This is a genomic window from Isoalcanivorax indicus (assembly GCF_003259185.1).
In the GTDB taxonomy this organism is placed as follows: Bacteria; Pseudomonadota; Gammaproteobacteria; order Pseudomonadales; family Alcanivoracaceae; genus Isoalcanivorax; species Isoalcanivorax indicus.
Genome location: NZ_QGMP01000001.1, coordinates 754721 through 778568 on the forward strand (window position 1 = coordinate 754721; position 23848 = coordinate 778568).

Annotated in this window: 20 protein-coding genes; 9 read left to right on the forward strand and 11 right to left on the reverse strand. The window is 63.1% G+C overall.

Going from position 1 to position 23848, the window contains the following annotated elements:
* The first annotated feature begins 57 nt into the window (after positions 1-57).
* On the forward strand, positions 58-492 hold the full coding sequence (locus DKW65_RS03520; RefSeq protein ID WP_111655960.1) for a VOC family protein: 435 nt from the start codon (positions 58-60) through the stop codon (positions 490-492).
* A 297-nt stretch (positions 493-789) separates the two neighbouring features.
* On the opposite strand, the gene DKW65_RS03525 is transcribed toward DKW65_RS03520, so the two are convergent.
* The gene (locus DKW65_RS03525) at positions 790-1659 is read right to left on the reverse strand and encodes a MaoC family dehydratase (protein WP_111655961.1); all 870 of its coding nucleotides are present in this window, start codon (positions 1657-1659) and stop codon (positions 790-792) included.
* Between the two features lie 74 nt (positions 1660-1733).
* On the opposite strand from DKW65_RS03525, the gene DKW65_RS03530 reads away from it, so the two are divergent.
* Positions 1734-2564, forward strand: coding sequence for a hypothetical protein (locus tag DKW65_RS03530; protein ID WP_111655962.1), 831 nt, complete (start codon positions 1734-1736; stop codon positions 2562-2564).
* Positions 2564-3655: a hypothetical protein gene (locus DKW65_RS03535; protein WP_111655963.1), complete on the forward strand. Its 1092-nt coding sequence runs from the start codon at positions 2564-2566 to the stop codon at positions 3653-3655. The genes DKW65_RS03530 and DKW65_RS03535 overlap by 1 nt, the downstream gene beginning before the upstream one ends.
* Positions 3656-3665: 10 nt before the next feature.
* Here DKW65_RS03535 and DKW65_RS03540 read toward each other — a convergent pair whose 3' ends face one another.
* Positions 3666-4304, reverse strand: coding sequence for a TetR family transcriptional regulator (locus DKW65_RS03540; RefSeq protein WP_111655964.1), 639 nt, complete (start codon positions 4302-4304; stop codon positions 3666-3668).
* 206 nt (positions 4305-4510) lie between these two features.
* Here DKW65_RS03540 and DKW65_RS03545 point away from each other — a divergent pair, with 206 nt between their 5' ends.
* The 3 genes from DKW65_RS03545 (at position 4511) to DKW65_RS03555 (ending at position 7829) form a co-directional block, all read left to right on the forward strand.
* A complete protein-coding gene (locus tag DKW65_RS03545; RefSeq protein ID WP_111655965.1) occupies positions 4511-5587 on the forward strand; it encodes a ferredoxin reductase in 1077 nt (358 codons plus the stop codon).
* Positions 5588-5615: 28 nt separating this feature from the next.
* Complete coding sequence (locus DKW65_RS03550; RefSeq protein WP_111655966.1) at positions 5616-6734, forward strand: fatty acid desaturase family protein; 1119 nt, start codon at positions 5616-5618, stop codon at positions 6732-6734.
* A 93-nt stretch (positions 6735-6827) separates the two neighbouring features.
* Positions 6828-7829, forward strand: coding sequence for an AraC family transcriptional regulator (locus DKW65_RS03555; protein WP_111655967.1), 1002 nt, complete (start codon positions 6828-6830; stop codon positions 7827-7829).
* Positions 7830-7992: 163 nt separating this feature from the next.
* Here the strand turns inward: DKW65_RS03555 and DKW65_RS03560 are convergent, their stop codons facing one another.
* A complete protein-coding gene (locus DKW65_RS03560; RefSeq protein ID WP_111655968.1) occupies positions 7993-9537 on the reverse strand; it encodes a chitobiase/beta-hexosaminidase C-terminal domain-containing protein in 1545 nt (514 codons plus the stop codon).
* A 10-nt stretch (positions 9538-9547) separates the two neighbouring features.
* Positions 9548-10975 (reverse strand): OprO/OprP family phosphate-selective porin, encoded by a 1428-nt coding sequence (locus DKW65_RS03565; protein ID WP_162925674.1) that lies wholly within the window; start codon positions 10973-10975, stop codon positions 9548-9550.
* Between the two features lie 293 nt (positions 10976-11268).
* Between DKW65_RS03565 and DKW65_RS03570 the strand changes: the two genes are divergently transcribed.
* Entirely contained in the window at positions 11269-12243 is a 975-nt protein-coding gene (locus DKW65_RS03570) for an extracellular solute-binding protein (RefSeq protein WP_111655970.1), read from the forward strand.
* A 30-nt stretch (positions 12244-12273) separates the two neighbouring features.
* On the opposite strand, the gene DKW65_RS03575 is transcribed toward DKW65_RS03570, so the two are convergent.
* The 4 genes from DKW65_RS03575 to DKW65_RS03590 form a co-directional block, all read right to left on the reverse strand.
* Complete coding sequence (locus DKW65_RS03575; RefSeq protein ID WP_111655971.1) at positions 12274-13932, reverse strand: ABC transporter permease; 1659 nt, start codon at positions 13930-13932, stop codon at positions 12274-12276.
* Complete coding sequence (locus tag DKW65_RS03580) at positions 13929-14933, reverse strand: extracellular solute-binding protein (RefSeq protein ID WP_111655972.1); 1005 nt, start codon at positions 14931-14933, stop codon at positions 13929-13931. The genes DKW65_RS03575 and DKW65_RS03580 overlap by 4 nt, the downstream gene beginning before the upstream one ends.
* Entirely contained in the window at positions 14930-16003 is a 1074-nt protein-coding gene (locus tag DKW65_RS03585) for an ABC transporter ATP-binding protein (protein ID WP_111655973.1), read from the reverse strand. Before DKW65_RS03585 ends, DKW65_RS03580 begins: the two co-directional genes overlap by 4 nt.
* Positions 16004-16154: 151 nt before the next feature.
* Positions 16155-17573, reverse strand: coding sequence for a 3-oxoacyl-ACP reductase (locus DKW65_RS03590; protein WP_111655974.1), 1419 nt, complete (start codon positions 17571-17573; stop codon positions 16155-16157).
* A 237-nt stretch (positions 17574-17810) separates the two neighbouring features.
* Here DKW65_RS03590 and DKW65_RS03595 point away from each other — a divergent pair, with 237 nt between their 5' ends.
* On the forward strand, positions 17811-19097 hold the full coding sequence (locus DKW65_RS03595; protein ID WP_111655975.1) for an acetyl-CoA C-acetyltransferase: 1287 nt from the start codon (positions 17811-17813) through the stop codon (positions 19095-19097).
* A 61-nt stretch (positions 19098-19158) separates the two neighbouring features.
* On the opposite strand, the gene DKW65_RS03600 is transcribed toward DKW65_RS03595, so the two are convergent.
* Together DKW65_RS03600 and DKW65_RS03605 are read right to left on the reverse strand one after the other, a co-directional pair.
* On the reverse strand, positions 19159-20763 hold the full coding sequence (locus tag DKW65_RS03600; RefSeq protein ID WP_211315734.1) for an SLC13 family permease: 1605 nt from the start codon (positions 20761-20763) through the stop codon (positions 19159-19161).
* Positions 20760-21380: a hypothetical protein gene (locus tag DKW65_RS03605; protein ID WP_162925675.1), complete on the reverse strand. Its 621-nt coding sequence runs from the start codon at positions 21378-21380 to the stop codon at positions 20760-20762. The genes DKW65_RS03600 and DKW65_RS03605 overlap by 4 nt, the downstream gene beginning before the upstream one ends.
* 243 nt (positions 21381-21623) lie before the next feature.
* Between DKW65_RS03605 and DKW65_RS03610 the strand changes: the two genes are divergently transcribed.
* Entirely contained in the window at positions 21624-23114 is a 1491-nt protein-coding gene (locus DKW65_RS03610) for an OprO/OprP family phosphate-selective porin (protein WP_111655977.1), read from the forward strand.
* Between the two features lie 51 nt (positions 23115-23165).
* Here DKW65_RS03610 and DKW65_RS03615 read toward each other — a convergent pair whose 3' ends face one another.
* On the reverse strand, positions 23166-23777 hold the full coding sequence (locus tag DKW65_RS03615; RefSeq protein ID WP_111655978.1) for a TetR/AcrR family transcriptional regulator: 612 nt from the start codon (positions 23775-23777) through the stop codon (positions 23166-23168).
* Positions 23778-23848 lie beyond the last annotated feature (71 nt).

Here is a 23848-nt window from a genome sequence, read left to right on the forward strand (position 1 = left end):
AACGGGTCGCCTGCGGGCGACCATTATTGCCTTTCAACCTGACAAGGACTCGCTGACATGAAAATGGCCAATCCCTATCTCAACTTCAAGGGCACCACTGAGGCCGCTTTTGAACATTACCGCCGCATCTTCGGTGGCGAATTTACCGCGGTGTTGCGTTACGGCGATTTCCCCGGCAACCCGATGGGCGCGCCTGAGGACAAGCTGGACGCCATCGCCCATATCGGATTACCGCTGGGCGGCGACAACGTGCTGATGGGCACGGATGTGATCAGTGCCGAACACACCGGGGGCTTTGTTGCGGGCAACAACTTCTTCATTGCGCTGGAAGCCGATTCCGAGGATGAGGCGCGTCGCGTTCATGCTGCGCTGGCGGAGGGCGGCGAGGTCACCATGCCGTTGCAGAGCACCGAGTGGGCACAGTTGTTCGGCATCTGCGTGGATGCGTTCGGTATTCAGTGGATGGTGAGCTTTACGGGTGATGTGGGTTGAGCCCCGGAGCCCCGGAGCTCCGTAGCCCGGCCTCGGTGAGGGGCAAGCCCTTCCAGAAGCCGCCGTGAATACGTCCCTGTAGGCTTGCGTTCGGCTTCCTGCCTCACACACTTCTGGAAGGGCTTGCCCCTCACCGAGGCCTCAGTTCAGTGCCAACGACACGAACACCACTTCGTAGCGTGTCGCCAGAACCAGACTTTCGGTTGGCTGGAGGTTCTTGACCGGGCTGCGCGTGACGGCCCCCCGAGGGCCATGCCACCACAACCAGAAAGAATGGCCCCCAACCGGCAACAAAGGTCAGAGCGCGCGAATCTCACCACTGAGGTGCGGCTTGACGCCATCTGCGGCCAGCAGGCGAAAATCCAGCCCCGAGCCCTGTTTCTCTTGCGCGAACTTTACCGTCGCCGGAATGAACATCGGCAACTTGAACTGCACGTCCACACTGAAACCGTTCTCCGGCAACTGATCGTTGACCTCCGCCAGGCAGCGCGCCTTGGACCACATGCCGTGCACGATCTGGCGCTTGAAGCCGAACAGCTTCGCGGTCAGCGGGTACAGATGAATCGGATTGCGATCACCGGATACCGCGCCGTACTGCCGGCCCATGCTGCCCGGGACCTTCCATTCGGTGGCATTTGTCACCGGCTCGGCGGCCGCCGGCTTCTTGCCGCCCTTGTCCTCACCCGTGCCGCCGCCCCGGCGGAACATGGTGGATTCGCTTTCCCAGACCAGCTCGCCGCCGGTGCTGATGTGCGTCAGGATCGAGAATTCGTAGCCCTTGGCCACCCGCGTGAGCTCGCCGAAACGGCATTCCACATCCAGCTGCTCGCGCTCCTGGATTCGGCGGTACTGAGTGATACGGTTGCGCACATGGACCAGACCCATGGCCGCGAACGGGAAGTCCTTGTCCAGCAGCAGACTCATGAACAGCGGGTGCGCATGCAGGTGCGGATAGGTCACCGGCAGGTAGCCGTCGGCCTTGAAACCGCATACCTTGCGATAGGTGGCCAGATGTTTCGCGTCGAGCATGATATCGCTCAGGCGTACGCCCTTGTTCGGCAGTACCGGGTTCTTGCCGGGTTTGACGCCGGCACGCACGACGGCCTTGGCAAACAGGGGCAGCATGGCAGGTGCGTTGCGCAGTTCGCGAATTTCTGTGGCACTCATGGTGGCATCCTTGATGACGTCAGCAGGGTGAATTCAATGCAGGGCAGTATAGGCAACCAGAGGGGGAGGGTGGATTGGCCGAAGTGACGACCGACACGCGGCGCCTGCCGCGCTGGCACTGGGTGGACCAGGGACTGTGGTTACTGGTGCCGGTGGCGTTGATGCTGGGGCTGCATCTGGCTGGCCGCCAGTGGAGCCATGGCGCGCTGGTGCTGGCCTGGCTGTTGCTGGCGGCGGTGATGCAGGCGGGGCTGTGGCGGCGGGCGCTGAGTCGGCGGCAGGCGTTTCTGGCGGCGTATCTGCATGCGGACAGTCGTTGGCGCTGGCGTCTGCGGGGCGGCCTGTTGCTGTGGCTGCGGCAGGCGCTGCAAGCCTTGTTGTTGGCGCTGGTGCTGGGCGTGGCGGTGGTGCGTACCCAGCAGGAGGTGCTCTGGTGGCTGCTGGCGGCCACGCTGCCTGCGATAGTGGTAGTGCAGGCGGTATGTGAGCGCCTGCTTGCACGGCATGCGGCGCCGCGTTATCTGCCCGAACTCGCCATGCGGGTCACGCTGGCAGCACTCTTCCTGTTGCTGTTTGCCGTCGTGACGCTGCTGGCCTTGCACGCCCCCTACCCGGATTACGGCGAGGTGGGTCTGCGTCAGGCGCTGTGGCATGCCATGCAGGCGCAGCAGGCGCACAGCCCGTGGCTGGAGGCGTTGTTGCAAGGCGCTGCCGCCAAGGACGCGCTGGTGAACTGGCTGGGTCAGCAGCATCTGCCGGGCAGTGGCAGCCCAATGTTGCGAATCGGCGGCTGGCTGGTACTGCTTGCCGCAAATGGGCTGTTTGTGTGGTCATACCTGGTAGCGTGCGCCGGGGCCCTGACGCTGGCGCGGCGCCGTATTGATCCTGTGACCCGGAGCGCCTGATGACGACCACGGCTTCGCCACCTGTCACCGCCGTGCCGGTGATTCGCCTGCTCGGCCTGATGGTCGGGGTGGCGGCGTTGTGCCTGGTGCTGGTACAGCGCGAGGCGTGGCAGGCGGCACGGGATCCGGGGGCGCCGGTGGTGGTGCGGGTGGGTGATGATCACTATCAGGTGTCGCCACGGCGGGCGGAGGAACTGGCGCTGCTCTCGGCGCTGCGGTTCGCCGAAGGCGAGGAGGCGGCCCGGGAGGCGATCGCCAGTCATCTGGATCAGTCGCTGGATCGCCTGTTTGCGGACCTGTCGGCCCGGTTGCCGGCGTTTGCGGACTGGTACTACTCCCTGGGCGGTGAGTATGCGCGGCTGTCCATGTGGGCGCTGGAAAAGGCCAGCCTGGCGGACGAGGGTTTTGTGGCCCGGCGTGCCGAGGCGTTGATCTTCGAGGCTGCCGACTTTGAAAACCGGCTGGAGATATTGCGTGTCCAGGCGGACGCGCGCCTGCTGCGAGCGGCTCGGGAAACGCGGGAACACTGGCTGGCGGAGATGCTCGACCTGCTGGACGCCGACCGGATGCCGGTGGCGCCGCTACCGGATACCGAGACCCTGGCGCTGGATGAGCTGACACAACAACTGACCGGGTACGGCAGCCCGGAATTCATTGCCCGGATGTCACTCAGCAGCGCGGCGGCGGTGGGTATCGCCGCCGGGCCGCTCATCTGGCGTGCTGCCAGCCGCCGTGCAGCGGCCACTTCAGGCCGGGCTGTGGCTGCACGGGGGGCGGGCCGCGGCGCAGCCCGGGCCGGTACGGCAGCGGCGGGTGGCGCCACCCTGTGTGCGCCCAGCGGCCCCGGTGCGCTGGCCTGCGCGCTGGTGGCGGGCGCTGCAGGCTGGCTGGCCACCGACTGGGCCCTGCTGCGGCTGGACGAAGCGCTGAATCGCGATGAACTGGAAGCCGCCCTGCAACAGAGCCTGGACGACATGCGTGAGGAACTGGGTAAAAGCCTTCTGGCGGCCTACGACCGGGTGCTGGACGAGCAGTACGGCGCCATGCAGACCGATATCCAGCGCACCTTCCGCCCCCTGGCCCAGCGTTAGATGGGGGCGACTAGGGCTGGCTGCGCCACCCGGCGGCACCGAGGAAGATCAGGCGCAGCTGCTTTTCGGCCACGCGGGCCAGGAAGGCCTCTTCGGCCCGGTCGTCCACCGGGATATCCAGAATCTGCTCGGTCAGGGAGGTCATGTTGTTGACCACCAGGGACGCCATCATCTGCAGATCTTCGGCGCTGACCTTGGCCAGGAAGGGGATGCGGGACAGGTCGGTGGCCAGTTCACTTGTGAACAGTCGTATTTCCTGGCGGATGGCGGTGCGGATAGGCTGGCTGCCGCTGAAGCGTTCCTTGGCCACGAACTGGAAATGTCGTGCGTTATCACGCACATAGCGCACATACGTCTGCACGGAGGTGCTGATAACCTGTTTCTGCGGCAGGCCCACGGCGCGCACATCGCGCATCAACTGGCGTAGCGTGCGGAAGGATTCATCCACCAGGGCCAGCCCCAGCGCGTCCATATCCGGGAAATGTCTGTAGAAGGCGGTGGGCACCACGCCTGCCTTGCGGGCCACCAGTCTCAGCGACAGGGCCGTAAAATTGTCTTTCTTTTCAACAAGTTCAAGTGCCGAATCCAGCAACGCCCGGCGTGTACGCCCGCGCCGCGGGTCGCGTCGGGTGTCCCCTGTCTGCTCCATGTGCCGTCCGCTGTTTGCCCTCGTCTGTGCACGATATTGTCCTCGGTCTGCCCACCGAATAAAAGCATTCCATGGTGTTCACTTTATAACTTCATGAAAAATAACAATAATAAATAACTTTGTGTACAGGTGTTGACATCCATGCGGGTCAGAAAATAAAGTGCACGCATGTTCACAACGCAGATTGCAGATTGAGGAACCTTCCCATGCGTCGCACAGGATGGAAACTGCTGGATAACCCGATTACCCGCGCCATGGCGTCACCGCTGTCCGTGGATGATTACCTGACCCAGTTCAACCCGCTGTGGTCGGTGGGTGACGTGCGGGGCCGCATTGAGCGCATCGAGCGCGAAACGGCCGACGCGGTGACCCTGCACATCACCCCCAACAGTCACTGGCAGGGCCATCGTGCCGGCCAGCATCTGGTGCTGGGCGTGGAGATCGAGGGGGTGCGGTATCAGCGCTGCTTCTCCATTTCTTCGGCGCCCGCGGATGCGGGTATCACCGTCTCGGTAAAGCGCAACGGCCAGGGTCTGGTCAGCAACTATCTGGTGGATCAGGCCCGTGCGGGTGACATCCTGCACCTGAGTCAGGCGCGCGGCGACTTCCTGTTGCCCGAGGGGGATGGCCCATTGCTCATGATCAGTGGCGGCAGCGGTATCACCCCGTTGATGGCCATGCTGCGCCAGTGCGTGCGTGAGGGGCAGCAGCGTGATGTGGTGTTCCTGCACTACAGCAACAGCTACGTCGACACCCTGTTTCGCGCCGAACTGCGTGCCCTGGCCGAGCGGTTCGAGTGGTTGACCCTGATTCAGGTGGTTAATGAGGGAGCGCCCATGGCGGGGGACCGCCGTGGCCTGTTCAGCGCGGAACAGCTGGTTGAGCTGGTGCCGGATTATGCCGCGCGCACGCCGTTGCTGTGCGGCCCGCCCGCCCTGATGGAGCGCGTCAACGCTGCCTTTGAAACTGCCGGGCTGGCCCGCCCCGCCCAGGAGCAGTTTCAGGTCAAGGTCAGCAACGCAGCGGGCGAAGGCATGGTCCTGTTCAGCAAAAGCGGTCGCGAGGCCGCTGGCGACAGCGCGGGCAGCTTGCTCGAACTGGCCGAACAGCAGGGCCTGAACCCGGAGTCCGGTTGCCGCATGGGCATCTGCTACGCCTGTAAATGTCACGTCAGCGAAGGCCGGGTGCGCGATCTGCGCAACGGCGAAGTGCGCGACGTGAAAGACGAAGACATCCAGCTTTGTGTGCACGCCGCCGCTGGCGCCGTGCAGGTCGAGCTTTGATACGAACCCACTGACCAGGAGGCTCATTATGAATGCCGCCGTCAATGCAATGCCGCAAAACATCACCCCGAAACGTGGCTGGCGCCACCTGAGTGCCGAGCAGGTCGAGGCCTTCGGTGCCGAGCTGGATGCCCTGCGCAAGGAAGTCATGGCTGATCTGGGCGAGCGCGATGCGCGCTACATCCGCCGCATCCTCAAGACCCAGCGCTATTCCGAAGTAGCAGGCCGGGCGCTGTTGTTCGCCGGTTTCCTGCCGCCGGCCTGGATTGCCGGGACCGCACTGCTGTCGCTGTCCAAGATCCTGGAGAACATGGAAATCGGCCACAACGTGATGCACGGCCAGTGGGACTGGCTCAAGGATCCGGCGCTGAACTCCATGACCTATGACTGGGACAACACCTGCCCGGGCGACCAGTGGAAGCACTCGCACAACTACATGCACCACACCTTTACCAACATCGTTGGCAAGGACCGGGATGTGGGTTACGGGATCATGCGCCTGTCGGATGACCAGCCGTGGCGGCCGCAGTACCTGTTCCAGCCAGCTTACAACTGGATTCTGGCGGCGTTCTTCCAGTGGGGCGTGGCCCTGCACGATGTCGAGTTCGAGCGCATCGGCCGTGGCAAATCGTTTGCCGAGGCCCGCGCCCAGCTGCGCGGCATCTGGAAGAAAGCCCGCAAGCAGGTGTTCAAGGATTACCTGCTGTTCCCGGCCCTGGCGGGTCCTGGCTTCGTGTTTACCCTGGCCGGTAACGTGACCGCCAACCTGATCCGCAACCTGTGGGCCTATGCGGTGATCTTCTGCGGCCACTTCACCGAGGGCGTGGAAATGTTCTCCGAAGAAGAGGTCGAGGGCGAGACCCGCTCCGAGTGGTACCTGCGCCAGCTGCTGGGCTCCAGCAACCTGGAAGGTGGCCGTGCGTTTCATATCCTTACCGGCCACCTGAGCCACCAGATCGAGCATCACCTGTTCCCCGACATGCCGGCGCACCGTTATGCGGAAATCGGCCCGCGGGTGCAGGAGATCTGCCAGCGCTATGGCCTGCAGTACAACACCGGCACCCTGCCGCGCCAGTTCGCTACGGTGCTCAAGCGCATCAATCGCCTGGCACTGCCGGGGCGTCGCCGGAAGACGGTGGCGGCCTGACGGGTAAAACGCCTGCCCGGTGCCGGTTCCGGCGCCGGGCATGGCTGTGCTAATCTGCCTGTTGATACTGAACCGTCAGGATAACCAAGCAGGATGGCAGAACTTACCGACTCCGGGGTATTGCTGCGCATGGCCTACAAGGGCATGCAGTCCGCCGGTATAGATGCCGATGCGGTGCTACAGAAGGTCGGTCTGAATGCCTCGGTAATGGGCCAGCCAGACCTGCGCACCCCCCATGACGCCCAGGAATGGTTCTGGCAGGCCGCCGAAGAAGTCTCCGGTGACCCCCATGTCGGCCTGCACCTCGGCGACCACATCCCTATCTTCAAGGGCCAGGTGCTCGAATACCTGTTCCTCAGCAGCCCCACCTTTGGCGATGGCCTGAAGCGGGCCCTCAACTATCAGCGATTGCTCTCCGATGCCGCCCAGGGCGAGCTTGAGGAAGACGAGGACACGGTGCTGCTCAAGCAGATGTTCTGGAGCCGTCGACTGCACCACTTCAATGAGTGCGGCATGGTCGGGGTCATCAAGTTCTTCCGCTTCGTCACCGATGGCGCGTTCGAGCCCTTGCAGATCAGCTTCAAGCATTCCGCCCACGCAGACATGCAGGAATACCAGCGAGTGTTCGGCTGCCCGATCCTGTTCGACCAGGCGCATACGGGGCTGCGTTTCGCCAAAGAGGTCATGACGTTGCCCTCGGCGCACCATGAGCCGGAGCTGCTGCGTCTGCATGAGCAGTTGGCGATCGAGCAGGTGGCGCGGCTGGAGAAACAGGATCTGGTGGCGCAGGTCAATCGTCTGATCGCGGAGCTGCTGGAATCCGGGCATGCCAATCTGGAGGACGTGGCAGCGCGTCTGGGCATCAAGCCGCGGCAGCTGCGTACGCGCCTGGCGGATGCGGGGACCAACTTCAATCAACTGGTGGCGGATTACCGGTGCCGTCTGGCGAAGCGCCTGCTCGGCGGTACGGACGAGTCCATCGACGAGATTGTCTATCTGACCGGCTTTTCGGAGCCGAGTACCTTCTATCGTGCGTTCAAGCGTTGGGTGGGGATGACGCCCATCGAGTATCGCAAGGCCAAAAGCGACGAGTGATGATTGTCCGGGTAGGGGACTGCCTGGGTGGTAATGGCCCTCGGGGGAGCGGGTAAAGGGTTTCAGGACACGCCGTGAACCCGTCCCTGGGGGCTTGCGTTCGGCATCCATGCCTCTCGACAGTCCTGAAACCCTTTACCCGCTCCCCCGAGGGCCGTCACGTTTAGTGCTTTTTCCGGCGGAACAGCAATACCATCCCGAATAACCCGAAGACAAAGCCGATGCTGCCTGTAGAGCGGTTCAGCGGGCCTGTGGGCGGCACAAAAGGTGCCTCTACGCGGGTGTAAGTGGCGCTGCGTACTGCGGACTCGGCGTCATCGAGTACGGCGATGGCGCGCACTTCCGTGGTGTCGGTGAGGGTGATGGTGTCGCCGGGCAGCAGTGACAGGCTGGTCTGGTCCGGGTTGCTGCCGTCCAGGGTGTAGAACAGGGTGCTGCCTTCAGGTCCGTTCAGGGTGATCACCAGCTGGGCGCTGGAGAACTCCTGGGAGGGTGGGTTGAAGGTGGGTGCCGGGACGGTGGCCACCAGGTTGACGTCATCCAGATACAGGGTGCGGGCGAAAGGACCGGGGACGTTGCCTTCGGGGCTGCTGCGGTCGCGCGCGCGCAGGCTCAGGCGGGCGGAGCCGATACCGGCGAGCGCGGCGGCTTCGCGGCTGTCGTTCGTGGTGAAGGTCAGCCATTGGCCGCTGTCGCCGTTGACGCTGAAGTCCTGCTCCAGATTCAGGGCGCTGTCGGCGGCGTCGGTGCAGGCGTTGTCGGTGAAAAACGCCAGATTGACACGCAGGTTGAGGTCGTCATCGGGGGTCAGGCTCATGGCGCGGACGCTGGGGCGCAGGGTGTCATCGCCGGTGACGGGGACGCACTGGTCCAGGCGACTGGCGCCGAAGTTGCCGGTCAGGCTTTCGAAGTAAAAGACATTATTGCCGCTTTGCGCAAAGCTGACAGCGCCCGCCGCAGCACGCAGACCCGCATCACGCTCGACATACCAGCCGCTGCCGGCGTTCAGGAAATCGCCGTCCACAACATCCAGATGCTCGAAGCTGCCGTTGCGAATCAGGTTGGCCTGACTCTCGCCCTGGGTGGCACGCACGTTGTCGAAAAAGACCCCGGCGTTCTGGCCACTGCGATCGCGTGCACGCAGGGAGATACGCAGTACGCGTGCCTCTTCGGGCAGGTCGCTGGCGGCGAAGACCACCGGGGTGGTATCGACCCAGGTATTGGCGTCGATGCTGAGTTGCAGGTCGATGTCTTCGTTGGAACGCGCAAAGCTGAGGCGATTGCTGTTGGCGTCTGCTTGCAGGTTTTCCTCGCAGGCGACCATGTCCGGATAGAAGTTCGGATTCAGGCGGCTGCGGACGTCGCTGCTTGAGACGCTGGTGCGTACGGCATAACGCAAACTCAGGGACTGGTCCGGATCGATGGGCAGACACTGCTCCAGTTTGTTGCTGCCGAAGCCATCGTCGAGCGTGTTAAAGCCGAAAGCGCTGTCGCCCTGGGCGCCAAAGCCGGCGCCGGTGCGAATCAGGCCACCGGTGGGGGTCAGCAGGGTCCAGGAGGGCAGGAAGCCGATGCCGCCGTCAGTGGCGTAATCGATGTCACCGATACCGCGTTGGTCGAGATCGGAAAAGTCACCGTTGTCGAGGGCCTGAGCCGTCCAGGGCAACAGCAGGGCGGCCACGGCCGCCATCGTGATGGATGCTTTCATGGTCGTCTCCTCAGAATTCGTATTGCAGTCGGGCGGCGATGACTCGGCCGGTGGTGTCGGTGCCGTCGCGTTCGGCGTCGAACTGCATCAGGTTCAGTTTCACGATCAGGTCGGGATTCATGTACCAGTTCAGGCCCAGGGTGTAGTGGTCCATTTTCTGGCCACGGCCAACGCGTGAGTGTTCTTCGGAGTCGATGGTGGAATAACGCGCGGCTACTTCGAAGGCGCCCCAGGTGCCGTTGGCGGGATCGAAGTTGCGTTGCGGGGTCACGCGGCCGAAATCACCGCTGCTTGGTCGGTAGTTGCGGTGCTCGCCGGTCAGGAAGTGGCTGGCCTGCACATAGAAACCATCCAGCGTGAGGGCGTTGGACGGATTGGCGTCGGTGCCGTGGGCGATCAGCTTGGCGGTTTCATCCAGGTTCAGGTCAACCCGGTTGTATTCGGCTTGCAGGGAGAAAGAGCCAATACCCCAGGCTGCTTCCAGGCCAAAGCGGTTGAAGTCTTCAACGGCTTCGATGTCGTCACGGCCGACCAGGCGCAGGTCAATGGCACGTGCACCTTCGCGGGTCCGCAAACGCACCGGCACCCAGGCATCGGTTTCCTTGTTGAAGGCGTTCTGCCGATGGCTGGCGCTGCCGCCGAAGTGCAGGAAGTTGCCACCGTCGGCCCAGGGCGCGATGGAGAGACGACCCGACAGGGCATAGCCTTCTTCCACGGTGCGATCAATGCTCACGCCCTGGCCGCCGAACAGACCGATGGCGCCGAACCAGTTGGGGCGCAGGGTTTCATACATGACGCCCATTTCCCGGTCCGGGCGGAGCGCATCTACGGACGCAGACCGTTCCATGAATGTAATGCGACGCGAGCTGGTGTTGCTCTCCATGGAGTAGGGCTCCTTGAAGTGCCCCACGGCCAGTCGGCCGGTCGGCATCAGATACGCGACATAGGCATTGGCAAAGCCGACTTCCTCATCGCGGAAGTCCACTTCCATCTGCCATTCCCAGTTACTGTACATGTAACCCAGTACACCGAGGCGGGCGCGCCGAATCACGCTGCCGTAGGCGGGCGGTTCATGGGACTGGCGGGCGACGAAGGCAATGTCGTCATCGAAGGAACCGCGCTCGGCATCGAACTGCACGCGACCGCGCACACGGAAGCGATGCTGTCCATCGGCGCTGTCCACGGTAAAGCGACGCACCGCCACGGCGGGTTCATCGTCCTTCACCGGTTCAGTCGGTTCATATTTCATGCCGCTGCGTTGCACGGCGGGCGCAGCAGGACGAGAAGGCTGACGCAAGGTGTCGGCTTCTTCCTGGGTCAGGATGCCTTTTTCCAGCAGGGTATCGATCAGATCGGGGGCATCGGCTGTCGCAACAAGCGGCAGGGTCAGCCCGACAGCCAGCGCCAGAGACGCGGCCCGGAAGCGGTTGGTTTTCACAGTCATATCCTGTATCGCAATGGCGGCTACGAACTCCGTCGCTCCCGAGGCGGACTGTTGGCAAGCTGTTTCGCTCTGACAGACGGCCGGGTTCCATCCTTGAAACACGCGTTGAAAGAATGGCTTTCAAGCCGCATTCATTGTTTCGTCATGAAATGACACCGGGGTTCTTGTTTTATGACGGTTTCATGAAGATTTCCCGGTTCGCGTGAAAATTGGTTGAAGTGCAGGGAACAGAGTGAGTAGGCTCGCTTTCCAACGTATAAGAACGATTTGTCTGCACGTATTTCTTTATGAAAACCTTTCTTCGTCGCCCTTCACAGGCTGCCTTTGTCGAGGATGCCCTGACGATCTACAGCGCGGGTCCGGGTGCGCTGGCACGTCATCTTGTGGCGGATTTCCGCTCGGCGGCGGGGTGTCAGGTCAACCTGTTGCAGGACACCACAGGTCGTTTGCTGGCGCGACTGGAAGCAGAAGCGGCTTCACCCGTGGCGGACGTGGTGATGCTGGCCTCCTGGGACGCAGCTCGCGAAATGGAGCAGGCAGGGCAATTGCAGCCGGTGGCGCTGCCCGACCCCATAGTATTGCCAACCCGTTATCGCACGAGTTGCCTGCTGGCTCAGGGGGTCTCGGTACTGGGGATGGCCTGGCGGCAGGCGAGCGGGCGCCCGCCGCCCCCGGACTGGCAGGCGCTGGCCGCCGCGGAGTTCAAAGGTCGCCTGTGCATGCCTGATCCGGCGTTGTCCGGGGCCACGCTGGACTTGCTGCTGGGGCTGGAGCGTGCCTGGGGAGAAGGGCTCTGGGCGCTGTTGGCGCAGTTGCGGGATGGCGGCCTGGTGGTGCCGGGGGCGAACAGTCAGGCGTTGTTGCCGGTGATACGTGGCGAGCGTGATCTGGTGTTCGGCTGTGTGGACTATCTGGCCAGTTCGATGCAGGCCCGTGAAGCAGGATTGCGCTTTATCCTGCCGCAAAGCGGTACCGTGTCGGCGGCTCGGCCGATGATGGTGTTGCGAGGTGCCCGCCACGCCGATCTGGCGTGGTCGTTCATTGCCCATGTGTTGTCGGCGGAGGGCCAGCAGCGTGTCCAGGCTGCGGGCCTGACGCCTGTTATCGGTCAGGATCAGGCCTCCCCGTTGGCGCCAGCACTGCTGTCGTTGCCCGCCAGTCCGGACAGTGCCCGGCTTGCCCTGCTGACTCGGTTTGCTGATCTGTTCGGGGGCGAGTTTGCCGGTGTGGATCGCCGTGCCGTGCCACTGGGTTGGGCCTGAGGAGGCGTGCCCCGTGCGCCCCGGGCGGGCTCAGTGGTGGCGTCGTCGCTGCACCACGGCCATGACCGCCATGCTCAGCATGATGGTCAGCGTCGCCATGGCCATGGCCAGCCCGATATCGCCCTGCTCGAACTGATTGAAGATAAAGGTGGCCGACGTATCCACGCCCGGTGGCAACAGCAGGATAGAGGCGACCAGTTCGCGCATGCAGACGATAAAGGTCGTCAGCCAGGCGGCGAGCAGTGCCGGTTTCAGTTGTGGTAGCACGATGCGGACGAAGATGGTCCATCGTGACGCCCCCATCAGCGCCGCAGCGCGCTCAAGATTGCTGCCGATACCGGCGAGTTGCGCATTGGCGTAATTCAGCGCGTCGGTAATGTAGATCGCGACGTAAGCGAGCAGCAGCATCCACACGGTGTTGTACACGTTCACCGGAATCCAGGGGGCGTTCCAGGCCAGAATCAACGCCACCGCCATCACGATCTTCGGAATGACCCTTGGCAGCATGGCCAGGCCATCCATCACCTGTCGTGCGCGGCCTTCGCTGCGTGCGCTGACATAGGCGATGTAGCCCCCCACGGCGACGCACACGGAGGCCGCCGCAATGCTCAGCCAGAGACTGGTGAGCAGGGCAGACAGGCCGCGGCTGCCGGGCGCCAGCAGGTTGCCATAGTGGCTCAGCGTCAGGCTGGGCAGGCCGTCTTGCCAGCGGTCTGCGATGCTGGTCAGCAGCATGGCCGCATAGGGCAGCCCTGTGCTGAGCAGGAACAGGCCGCCGAACCAGCCCCAGGCGAGCCATTGCCCCTGACGCGCCAGAGGACGCAGGGGGTGCTGACCGGGGCGGCTGCCACCGGCGGAGAACAGCGCGGCGATCCAGCGCCCGCCATAAAGCGCTGCCAGGGCAAACAGGCAGAGCAGGCTCGACAGTGACGTTGCTAACGCCAGATCCACCGGCCAACTGGTCACCAGATAAAAGATTTCAGCGGGCAACAGTGGCAGGTTGGCGCGTGTGCCGAGCACCGCAGGGACACCGAAATTGGACAGCGACTCCAGAAATACCAGCAGACCGGAGTTGATGACCGCAGGCAGCAACAACGGCAGCATGATTCGCACCGCCACACGAGTGCGGCTGGCGCCGAGTTGCAGGGCGGCATCTTCAAGACGACGTGGCAAACCGGACAGGGTGGCTTCCACGGCCAGGGCGACGTAGCCAAACGACGACAATGCCATTACCAGTGTGACGCCCCAGAACGAGAAGAACGCGGCACGCAACGCTTCCGGCATGGTGCCCAGCAGACTGTCGGCGAAGCCACCGTCTTGCATGACCAGTATGTAGCTCAACGCCGCGATATACGGCGGCGTCATGATCGGCATCAGCAAGGACAGACGTGCCCAACCCTTGCCTGCCATGTGGGTGCGCGCCAGCAGATAACCGCAGGGAATGCCGAACACCCAGCTCGCCAGTGTGACGGCGCCCGCCCAACTGAGTGAATTCCATAACAGGGTACCGATTTCCGGAGTGTCACCGATGGCGCGGTAGGCGGACAGGAAGCCGTCGAGGCTGCCGCCCAGCAACTCGGGGAACAGGCTCTGCAGGAACAGCAGCAGCAGCGGATAACCAGCCGTGATGCCGAGAAACAACATGCACAGCATCACCGGCCAGGGCAGAAGGCGCGCAGCACGGATCATTGTCGGGCCGCCATGGGGGCGATCTGTGCACGCTCGATCTGATACTGGAAGCGTCGCAGGATGGTGCCCTGCTGGGCCAGTGCCGCGGTCACATCACCGCGCAGGATCTGTGGTGGTGCCGGGGTGGCCTGCCGCGCCGCGCTCGGCGCAATATCGGTTCTGGCAGGCAACAGATGTGCATCGGCAATGTGCTGCTGTGCGCTGGCGCTGAACAGATGCGCCACAAACAGACGAGCACTGTCCTGCCGAGGGCTGCTGGCCAGAATCCCCACCGGGCGTGTCATCAGTGGCACGCCGCCAGCGGGATAATGCATCACCAGCGGCGCGCCCTGATCAATCTGCCGGAATACCAGATAATCCACCGCGCCAAGCACGGCCTGGTAGTTGCCGATCATCAACGAGGTCAGGGCCTGGCTGTTGGCGGCCGGAAACTCCATTCCGGCAGCGCGGGCGCGGGTGAAATCCAGCCAGGCGCTATCGGCATCCGCCAGCACACGACTGACCACAAAGTCCCCGGCGGTGCCGGAGCGCGAGGGCGAGGGCATGGCGATGCGCCCGGGGAACGCTCCGCTGAACAACAAGGGCCAGTCCGGTGCCATATCCGCATGGGTGCTTGCCAGGGCAACGCCCACCAGCGCGGCGCTTGTCGCCAGATAATAACGTTGTGGATCGTGCCAGTCGGCAGAGGTGTCGGGGAGCGGCAGGTCGTCAAGGGCCATGAGTCGGTCGGCGCTGCGCAATGCTTCGGCGGCGACATCGCTGGCGAAGATGACGATATCGGCTTGCGGCCGGAAGCGCTCTGCTTCCAGTTTCGCCATCAGTTGTCCGGTGGTGGCGACAAAAAGACGTACCGGGATGCCGTGCTCGGCGCTGAAATCCGCACTGATCTGTTCAATCAGCGGGCGTGGCCCCGCAGAATAGATCACCAGCGCGGCATCATCCTGACGCCCGCAACCGCCCAGCAGCAACACGATGCCCAGTACACAGACACGAACGTTCATTCACCCACCGCATGCAACGCGTCAGTGCTGATGCGCACGGACACCTGAGCGCCGGGGTGGAAAGGCTGATCAGCAAAGCCGCGCAGCGTCAGGCCGGGATGGATCTCTGCAACGACTTCCTGGCGGTCACCCAGAAAGTGACGACGGGTGCAGACACCGGTCAACATGATGCGCTGGCTGCAGGGCGCCGTGTCCGGCGCCACCATGTGTACGGCTTCACGACGGATCACCAGATGGCCTCGCTCCGGCAGGTCGGGGAGCCGGGCGCTGTGGCCGTTCACGTCCAGGCGCTCGTCCAGTTGCAGCCCGCCAGCCATGCGACGATAGGGCACAAGATTGGCGCTGCCGATGAATTCGGCAGCAAACCGGGTGCGCGGCCGCAGGTAGATGTTCTCCGGTACATCCATCTGTTCAATACGGCCCTTGTGCATCAGTGCAATACGATCGCCGAGGGAAAACGCTTCCGACTGGTCATGGGTGACATAGACCGCCGTCAGGCCGGTATCGCGTAGCAGGAGCGCAAGCTCTGCCTTCAGGTCTTCACGCAGTCGCGCGTCAAGGGCCGACAAGGGCTCATCCATCAGCAGCACTCGCGGGTTTACGGCGATGGCGCGGGCAATGGAGACCCGTTGTTGCTGGCCACCAGAGAGCTGTGCCGGTTTGCGGTCAGCCAGATGCGCCATCTGCACCCGTTCCAGCGCCTCGAGGGTAAGGCGCTCAACCTCGGCGCGTGGCCGATCCTGAAGCTTCAGGCCGAAGGCCACATTCTGGGCCACGCTCATGTGCGGCCACAGGCTGAAGTCCTGGAACACCATGGAAAAACGGCGCTCGCGCATGGGCACACACAGGCCACGCGCCGGGGCGTCCAGGGTCTGTCCGGCGCAGGTCAACTCGCCCGCGTCAGCCTGAATCAGGCCGGCAATGATATTGAGGAGGGTCGTCTTGCCACATCCGGAGGGGCCGAGCAGTACCAGGCACTCACCTTGCTGCAGGCTGAAATCCACCCCGTCGAGCACGCGTGTTCCGCCAAACTGTTTGGCAAGGCGGCTGGCGCTGAGGTAGCCGTCCATATGTCATCTCCCTGCCATACGATTGAAACCGGATCGTCGTATAGAGTAGAGAGCAAATATGACAGCCAGATGACCTGGCTGGCGTAGCCACCGCAACAAAAAAGGCGAGCACGAGGCTCGCCTTTTCTGCGCTGAAGGACAGCACCCCGTGTCAGGCGCCGATCAGGCTCTGCCCGCAGACGCGCACGACATTGCCGCTGACGCCCTGGGACGCCGGGCTGGAGAAGAACGAGATGGTCTCCGCCACATCCACCGGCTGGCCGCCCTGGTTCATGGAGTTCATGCGACGGCCCGCTTCGCGAATGGCGAACGGAATGGCGGCTGTCATCTGTGTTTCGATAAAGCCGGGTGCCACCGCATTGATGGTGATGTGGCGCTCCGCGAGTTCTGGCGCCATGCCCTGCACCATACCGATCACCGCCGCCTTGGAGGTGGCATAGTTGGTCTGGCCCATGTTGCCGGCGATGCCGGAAATCGAGCTGACGCAGACAATGCGACCACCCTCGTTGAGCGTCTTGTCGTCCAGCAACTGCTGGTTGATACGTTCCTCGGAGGCGATATTGATATCGATCACCATGTCCCAGAACTTGTCCGGCATGCCCGCCAGCGTCTTGTCGCGGGTCACGCCCGCGTTGTGGACGATGATGTCCAGGCCGCCTTCGGCCCTGGCTGCATCGCTGATGAGCTTCGGTGCCTCAGCCGCCGTGATGTCGGCTTCCAGCGCGATGCCGTTGATCTGCTCGGCGACCTGTTTCAGGTCTTCCGCCATCGGCGGGATATCCAGCACGATCACCTTGGCGCCGTCACGGGCCAGCACCTGGGCGATGGCCGCGCCGATGCCGCGCGCCGCGCCGGTCACCAGCGCGGTCTTGCCTGCCAGCGGCTGCTGCCAGTTGAAGCCAGCGGCGTCAAAGGTCGCTGCGCCGACATGGACTTTCTGGCCGGACACATAAGCGGCTTTCGGCGACAGGAAGAATTGCAGCGGGCTGGCCAGCTGGCTCTCAGCGCCCTGATCCACATAGACCAGGTTGGCGATGGTGCCTTTCTTCACTTCCTTGCCGAGGCTCTTGACCAGACCCACCAGGCCGCGCTGGGCGATGCGCTGGGCCAGATCGCAGGTTTCCGGGGTACGACCGATCACCACGATACGACCGCACTTGTCCATCTTGCGGATCACCGGGTTGAAGAAATCCCAGATGGCGCGCAGCTCGCTGGTGTTGCGGATGCCGGTGGCGTCAAAGATCAGCCCCTTGAACTTCTCGCCGTCGTCGCGCTCCGGTGCGTAGCTGCTGACGCTCTCGCCGCTGGCGTTGGCAGCGGCCTGAACGTCCGCTTCTGCGGCGGCCCCGGACAGGGTGTGCACGCTGGCCTGGGGAGCACCCTTGAGGGTGCTCAGCACGGCTTCAAAGGCACTGCCGCCAGCGGCGCCGCCGAGCACGACCTTGCCCTTGATAAAGGAGACTTCGCCCGGCTGATGGCGCTCGAGCATCACCGGGATCGGCAGATTCAGGGTGCTGAAGACCTTCTTGCCCACTGCGGAGTTGGCAATAGCCTGATAGACGTCGCTCATTATCCTCACCTTGACTGTAAGTTCGGGATGTACCTGATGGGCCGCACCATAGCATATCTGGCCGGGCGCCCGGGAAAAGTGGCGCTATTGAAGCACCCCGGAGCCGCATGGGTATTGACCGGCCACAGAGGCGTGAAGGGCGGTGCAGCCAATGAGCGGCGCTGGCTTGCCGCTAGACTGCCGCCAGTCTTTTGTATAGCTTGACCGCTTCACGCGCCCATCTACGGAGGAATCACGATGCTGGCAGGAAAGAGTGTACGCAAGGTCGCCATTGTCGGTGGCAACCGGATCCCGTTCGCACGCAGCAATACCGCGTATTTTGGCGTTTCCAACCAGGAAATGCTGACCGCCGCCCTGCAAGGGCTGGTGCAGCGCTTCAACCTGAAGGGCGAGCGCCTGGGGGAAGTGGCTGCGGGCGCCGTGATGAAGCACTCGCGCGATTTCAACCTGGTGCGCGAAGCCGTGCTGGATTCCGGCCTGGCGCCGGAAACGCCCGCTTATGACCTGCAGCAGGCCTGCGGTACGGGTCTGGAAGCCGCGATCCTGGTGGCCAACAAGATTGCCCTGGGGCAGATCGAGGCGGGTATCGCTGGCGGTGTGGACACCACCTCTGACGCCCCGCTGGGCGTCAACGACGACAAGCGCAAGGTGTTCATGGCGCTGAACAAGGCCAAGACCACCGGCGAGAAAGCCAAGCTGGCGGTCAAGCTGCTGAATCCGAAGTGGATCATGCCGGACATCCCCAAGAACGCTGAACCGCGCACCGGCCTGTCCATGGGCGAGCACGCGGCCGTTACGGCGAAAGAGTGGAGCATCCCGCGCGACGAGCAGGACCAGCTGGCCCTGGCCTCCCACCACAATCTGGCCAAATCCTACGACGACGGCTGGCAGAAAGACCTGATCTCGCCGTTCAAGGGTCTGGAGCGTGACAACAACCTGCGTGGCAACTCCACCCTGGAAAAGCTGGCCTCTCTGAAGCCGGTGTTCGGTGGCGAAGACGGCACCATGACGGCCGCCAACTCCACCCCGCTGACCGATGGCGCCTCGGCAGTGCTGTTGGCGTCGGAAGAGTGGGCCAAAGCGCGCGGCCTGCCGGTGCTGGCGTACCTGACCCTGGGCGAAGCCGCCTCGGTGGATTTCGTGCAGAAGAAAGAAGGCCTGCTGATGGCCCCGGCCTATGCCGTGCCGCGTATGCTGGAAAAACTGGATCTGACGCTGCAGGACTTCGACTTCTATGAAATCCACGAAGCCTTTGCCTCGCAGGTGCTGGCGACCCTGAAAGCCTGGGAAGATCCGAAGTTCTGCAAGGATCGTCTGGGTCTGGACAAGCCGCTGGGCGCTATCGACCGCAGCAAGCTGAACGTCAAGGGCAGTTCGCTGGCCGCCGGTCACCCGTTCGCCGCCACCGGTGCGCGGATCGTGGCCAATGCCGCCAAGCTGCTGAACGAGAAGGGCAGCGGTCGCTGCCTGATCTCCGTCTGCGCCGCAGGCGGCCAGGGCGTCGTGGCGATCCTGGAAAAGTAAGTCGAGAAGCACGTGTCGTGAAAAGCATGCCCCGGGTCGGCCACGCCGCCCCGGGGCATTCTCAGAACAGGCCGAAGACCCCGTCCGGCGTAATGCCGAGAAACCGGAACCAGGTTTCCCCCAGCACCACAATCGATATCCATCCCGCCAGCATCATGGTGATGCCGTACCGGAAGCCGTCGCCCAGACTGTAGTGGTCGGTCTCATACAGTAATGCCGCCGGCTTGCTGTTGAAGGGCAGCACATACACGTGCTCGATCAGGAAGGCCACCGGCAGGGCCAGGCTGATGACGCTGTAGCCCAGTGTTTCCGCTGCGCCAATGGCAATCGGCACAAACAGCATGGCGCGCATGGTCTTGGCTTGTGACACCAGTGCGCTGAGCGCCATGATGCCCGTCAGCAACAGGTAGACCGTCCAGAAAGGCGTGTCGCTGTCGATCCCGGCGTAACTGAAGAAAGCGCTGACACTGATTTCCGGCAGGCCGGTCTGGGCAAACCCGGCGCCCAGGCAATAGGCGCCCGCAGAGAACAGCATCAGGTGCCAGGGGATATCCACATCGTTCCATTCCACGATGCCGATCCGTGGCAGCAGGGCCACGATGCCCCCCAGCAGAGCGACCGCAGTGGCGCTGACGCCATGCCAGCGGTCTGTGATCCAGAGCACCAGGATGGCCAGAAAAAGCACCGCAGCGCGTACCTCGGTCCACGACAGCGGCCCCATTTTCTCGTACTCGGCCTGCAAGCGCTGCAAGCCGCCCTCGACCTGGGGAATGCGCTCTTCCTCTGCCAGCGGAAAGAACACCCGGGCGCCCAGGATATATCCCAGCAGCATCAGGCCGATCATGGTCGGCAGCATGGCGATCATCCAGTCGCTGAAGTAGATGCTGCCGGAGATAGCGCCCGTGATCAGCGCCACGGCCAGCAAGTTCGCGCCGGAGCCGGTCATGAAAGCGCCTGCGCCCAGATTGATGCAGAGCAGGTTCTGCAGAACGATATTGCGTCCGAAATTGTTTTTGCCGTCACCGGGCCGGGCGCCATACATGGCCGCGATCACCATGAACACCGGCAGCAGGATGGCCGCCTTGGCAGTGGTGGCCGAGATAAAGGCCGACATGACCGTATTGATGACGATAAAACTCAGGAAGACACCGGAAGCCTTGTGTCCGAAGCGCAGTACCAGCCAGACCGCGAAGCGTCGTGCCAGGCCGGTCTTGACCAGCATGCTGGCAAGAATGAAAGACATGATGTTCAGCCACATCACCGGATGACCCAGCTGTGCATAGGCTTCGCGCTCACTCAGGATGCCGGTAGCGATCAGCGCGAATATAACGATCAGGGAGACCAGATAATTGGGCAAGGCGGCGGTGGTCCACAGGATCATGGCGGCAGCAAAGACCGCCAGCATCAACTGATTCTGACGGATCAGGTCGGCAAGCGCGGTGTCTGCGAGGCGTGCAGCTGCAGAGCCCGACAGGCTGGCCGGGTCGAGGCTCAGCAGGAAATCGGGCGCCCAGACGTACCCCAGCATGATGAAGGCGAGCACGGCCAGAGGTATGCCCAGGCGGGCGAGCCACAGCTCGACGCCAGAGCGGCTACGCTTTGGCAAGCGGTCAATACGGTAGTGATCCATCTCGAGTGGATCGAAATCGGAGCGTTGTGTCGTCAACGTAGCAAAGGCTCCTGCGGGATCAGGCCCATGGTTTCGCGCAGCGCGGTTACATAGCTGCGGTTGCGCCAGGCTTCCAGACCAATCAGTGCAGCGGCGCTCTCGACATGCTCCGCGTGCACCGACTCCAGACATACCGATTGCAGGCTGGCGCCGTTGATGTCCAGCTCCACCCACTCACCAAGGCATTCGTTCAGCGCATAGCGGATACGTCTTTTTCTCAGCGCCACGGCCACCATGTCCGGCAGGCCGTAAAAGAAGCGGGTGTTGAGGTCATGCTCATCCAGCAACGTCTGCGTGTTGTCCATGCAGGCGTCGGGCGGAGTAATGCCCAGCGGCACCAGTGCCTGCTGGGCAAACGTCTGTGCCGTCAGCGGCAGCGGCGTGGACGCGGACGGCGCCCATTGTTCAAGCTCGCCGCAGGTGTGCACGAGCGTCTTGGTGTCCAGCTTGCCGGCGCGAATCTTGATGTTCCGATCGCTGTTATGCCGCGATATCAGATACCACTCCTGGCTGACCTTGATGTCGATGACACGGCCATGCTGTATCAGGCGGTATTCCAGTGCACCGAAGTGCCTTGCAAAGGCCCGCCATTCAAATCGGTTTCCTGTATCCACCACGCTAACCCCCGCTTGCCCGGAGATGACCAGCTTACATGGTCCGTGCCGGGGTGCGTGCCCGGGAAGGGGGCGCGATGGCGTGATCGTGAGCTTTGTTGATCTGCATCAACGTTGCGCGGGGCCGGGCCCGCCTTTCTTGACCTGGCTCAAGAGCTGCCGGGCGCGCGCATGCGCGAATGGGGTGGCATCCAGTGAGCTGGCGGAGACCAGTACACGCCACAGACAAAAGAGGGCTATACCATGAAAGCACCAACACCGCTTTTTTCCGGGCTGCTGCTGCTCCTGTCGGCCATGCCGGCAGTGCCACTGGCAGATACCACGGATGATCTGATTCGCACCTTGCTGGAGAAAGGAATTCTGAGCGAGGAAGACGCCGCCGCTCTGCGTGCCGAGCCGCCGGTTGTCGATCGCCACCCGGGCATGAATTACGAGCCCACCACGCGTATAGAAGACGAGCTTACGCGGATGCGCGTTAACAAGTTCCGGGTAGAAACAGCAGACGGCGCCCATCGTTTCGGTGTGCGCGGTCGCGTGATGGTGGATCATGCGCGCGTGCAGGACCCGTTCAAGAGCACCGACGACGACCGGCTGGATCGCGGCGATCTGGGGCGATCCGGCACCATCATCCGGCGCGCACGACTGGCGCTTCTCGGGCTGGCGTATGACCGGTGGGAATGGCAGATGGAAGTGGATTTCCGGGACCCAGTCACCTACGACATTGAGGAAGGTGACGATATAGAGGGCATCCGTTTCGCCAACACCTATCTGGCGTACCTGTTTGACGAAGGGCGTCTTGCTGTCGGTTACTTCAAGGAACCTTTCAGCCTTGAGAGTTCTACCAGTTCCCGCCGTATCTCGTTTATCGAGCGCGCCTCACCCGTCGACGCCTACCGTCCGGACCGGCAGCTTGGTGTGATGTACGAAACCCTGAGACCTGACTGGTACGCGGCGCTCGGGCTGTTCGGTACAGATGTGTCGCGGCGTCGGGAGGTCAATGAAGGCTGGTCGGTGGCGGGCCGCAGTTCCTTTGCACCGTATATGGACGTCAATCGAGGCATCTGGAGTCACCTGGGGGTATCTGCCAACTACCGCAGTAATTCCTACGTTCACGAGAAAAGCCGTGGTCGTGAAAGGGATTACGACAGCGTCCGCATGCGCAGCCGGCTGGGCACACGGGCCATTGATGGCCGTGTTATCGGGCGGCGCGATTTCCAGGACGTGAAGTACTTTGCGACCTATGCCCTTGAAGCCGCCTATGGCGTCGGGCCGCTGTCTTTCCAGGGCGAATATCTGCTGCAGGACCTGCGTCGGGACGCGAATGCGCAGGGCTTTACGGGCGACCCGACGACGGACCCCTTGTCGTTGTCCAACGGGGGGTACTATGTGCAGAGCAGCTACTTCCTGACCGGGGAGCGGCGCCATTATCGGGCGTTTAGCGGTGATTTCGGCCAGACCCGGGTGCTGCAACCGATCAACCAGGGTGGTTGGGGGGCGTGGGAGCTGCTGGCCCGTTACGCCTATGCCGACCAGACGGATCACCATGATGAGCGTGGCGCTCAGGAGCTGGATCACTACACGCTGGGCGTTAACTGGTACCCCGTGGATGACATTGTGGTGAAGTTCAATGCCATGTATGTGGATGCGTCCACGTCCAGCCGCGACCTGCCGGCAGGCGAGACCAAGGACTGGACCAGCATGGTGTACGCATTGCGCGTCCAGTTCGAGTTCTGAACCGACGCGCCTCGCAGCGGGAGGGCTGGCCTCGCCTCCCGCTGCTTTTTTCTAGCGCAGCGCCGCCAGCATCAAGCGCACCGCCTCTTCGCTGACTTCTTCCATGTCCTGCCGATCCACATAAATGCCGTCATTCAGCAGCTTGCACAAGCCGTGCAGGGTGGCCCAGCTGGCCTGCGCCAGGCGCAGTGGCTTGCTGCCCTGTGGCAGGGTGCCATGTTGCAACAAACCGGCGATGCGGTCGGCATAATGCCGAAAAGCCGCGAAGGCGGTCTCGCGCAGCGCATCCGTGGGCTGGCCGCTCTTCCACAAGGGGCGCCCGAACATCAGCTCATAGCGTTCCGGGTGATCGGTGGCAAAGCGCAGGTAATCGCGGACAAAGTCTCGCAGGCCCTCGGCGGGGTCATTGCCGCTACCCAGGCGCGCGTTGTCGATCATGGTTTTCAGATCACGGAAGCCTTCCTCGGCCAGCGCACTGAGCAGGGCGTTCTTGTCGCGGAAATGGTGGTAGGGCGCCATGCGCGACACGCCGATGCGCTCCGCCAGCTTGCGCAGGCTCATGCCGCCGATACCGTCTTCACGCAGCAGCTGGTCCGCCTCGCGCAGCAGGGTGGCGCGCAGATCGCCGTGGTGGTAGCCGGGCTTGTCCTGGTGGGTGGCCATGGCGTGTCCCTTGTCTGTCCCGTTGAGTCGTGTGGCTGCTGAGTCTTGACACCGTCAAGATAGCCTCTTAT